Annotated in this window: 2 protein-coding genes and 1 pseudogene; 1 reads left to right on the top strand and 2 read right to left on the bottom strand. The window is 35.8% G+C overall.

The annotated features are described in order from the left end of the window. Positions 1 to 61 precede the first annotated feature (61 nt). A pseudogene (locus tag OZD61_RS05870) lies at positions 62 to 142 on the top strand (WPE palindromic element domain-containing protein); the annotation flags it as partial. Between the two features lie 183 nt (positions 143 to 325). On the opposite strand, the gene OZD61_RS02870 reads toward OZD61_RS05870, so the two are convergent. Together OZD61_RS02870 and OZD61_RS02865 are read right to left on the bottom strand one after the other, a co-directional pair. Then, positions 326 to 1,591 (bottom strand): MFS transporter, encoded by a 1,266-nt coding sequence (locus tag OZD61_RS02870; protein ID WP_274979774.1) that lies wholly within the window; start codon positions 1,589 to 1,591, stop codon positions 326 to 328. Between the two features lie 206 nt (positions 1,592 to 1,797). After that, positions 1,798 to 1,974, bottom strand: coding sequence for a hypothetical protein (locus OZD61_RS02865; RefSeq protein WP_274979773.1), 177 nt, complete (start codon positions 1,972 to 1,974; stop codon positions 1,798 to 1,800). Positions 1,975 to 2,238 lie beyond the last annotated feature (264 nt).

Here is a 2,238-nt window from a genome sequence, read left to right as displayed (position 1 = left end):
CTACTGATATTCTCCATCTTTTTTATCTTTAATCCATCATAGCTAGCGATGCAACAAAGCCCACTGGGATCCAGAAGACTTAATTTTAACCAAGTGGCTGCATAATAAAGGCTGGATTCCAGTGTCAAGCACTGGAATGACATTACAGGGACACTGGGATGACATCATCCTTTTCTCTGGATTCCAGACTGGAATGACAGCAGTCCTACGTCATACCGTCACGGTATCTCTAGATCCCGCTAATAAGCAGCGGGATGACGGTTGTCAGGGTGTCAGCTACTTAGATGAAACCCTTTCCCGGTCTATCAAATCACATAGGAGAAAACTAAGACCAATCAAATTTCTTATCTTGCGGTTTTATTTGCAATATTGCTACCACACTGATCAACAAGCAGAAGACTATATAAAGCCCAGCAGCAAGGTTTGTTTGAGGAAATGTTACAGTCAACCAAATACAAACCATAGGAGTAAATCCTCCATGTAACGCATAAGAGATATTGCGTGATAAGCTCACACCACTAAATCTAACATTGGTAGGAAAGAGTTCAGATGCAACTATTCCTATGGGAACTATACCCCTTTCTATTATAGAGAGAACCATTACGCTCAACGCAATCACAAGATAATTTTTATAGTAATATGCAATAGATAACGCAGGACAACACAGTGCCATTGTAATTGCTATAAATAAGATTGCAGTGCGCTCTTTTCCAACTTTATCAGCCAACATTCCAAACGCTATTGAAGATATCGGCATTAATACACTGGTTATAATCAATACAATTTCGTTGATATATGTTGTTACATAAACATCCACTGATGCTATTTCCTTTGCGAGAGTTCGAAGAAATATGGTAAATCCAACAGCAACATTAACAGGTACAGATATTAAAATAGCAAGTATAAGAGCTCTCTTGTGGCGTTTTATAAGCTCTATTATTGGCAAATCAGGCAAATTTCTTTGTTTTCGATTTTTTTCATATGCTGGAGTTTCTCCCAATGTGTATATGCTATACGCGCTAATTAATCCTAAAATAGCTGAGAAAATAAATGGCAATCTCCAACCCCAGGTACAAAAATCAGTAGCTTTTTTGCAGATAATCACTATCACCGCAGAAAGCAAGACGCCAATGGAGCGACCAAAACCCATCATTCCAAAATACATCCCTAAGTTCTCTTTCCTACTGGATAAATGCTCTATAAGATAAACAGAACTTCCTTGTTCACCACCAAGTGCAATTCCTTGTGTTATATGGATTGCAAGAAGCAATATAGTAGAAATTATACCTACTTGATTGTGACTTGGAATAAATGCAATGAGGCTTGATGGTATCGATATTAGCAAGATAGTAATTATTAATGCTATCCTCCTTCCATACCTGTCACCAACGTGACCAAATATGAGTGCACCAAGTGGCCTTACAATTGCACCTAGCCCTACAATTCCAAATAATTGCAGTATGTTACTGTAGACATCTTTTGCAAAACAAAACTCTCTGCTGATTATGTTAATCAAATCAATAAAAAGCATGTAGTCATACCATATTGCGATTCTGCAGAGTATGGTTGATATCAACACCCTTGTTTGCACTAAATTCAATTCGTAAATGTTTGCTTATTCTATTCTGGCTGCTTTTTGGGATTTTACAACCTAAACATATGGAGTTGACTTTTTTATTATGGTGTGTGACAATTGCAATGAATATAGCTTATTTAGCAGCACTTATAGCAGCAGCTATAATAAAAATAGCAGCAGTAATACTTTGTGCTATAATGTGTATAAGCACTTTCTTTATATTATTTAAGGGAAAAAGAACACTTAGATTCAAAAGGATTTCTATCTCTTCCAAAAACAGTAGGTGTAATTTCTATAATACTATCAATTATATCTCTCCCACTTATTATATTAAGCCTTACTACTCCGTCACCTCTGGTAGTAGGTATAGTAGGTGGTATCGTTGGTGCTATTTCCATAATACCATTAATAGTAGCTTACATTTTGCTTGTGGCTATATCGAATATCTTTATTACCAAGTCTTTATAAATTTGAGCTAATGTTACTGTCTTCATTTCTTCTTGGTTGTAATATTGCTGAAAGTTATCTATTTCCATAGGTATAACATATAATCTGATTTTATAAGATATTCTACCGGGATTAAAATATCGTAAATCTTAGAACCTGTTTAAAATCTTCGTAATAGGAGAGAAATGAAGGAAAGGACAATCATTTGCAAGCTG

Origin of the sequence: Wolbachia endosymbiont of Drosophila bocki, from assembly GCF_028982005.1 — a bacterium.
Lineage (GTDB): Bacteria > Pseudomonadota > Alphaproteobacteria > Rickettsiales > Anaplasmataceae > Wolbachia > Wolbachia pipientis.
Note: the sequence above shows the minus strand (reverse complement) of the source record. Positions and strands in the feature narration are given on the sequence as shown.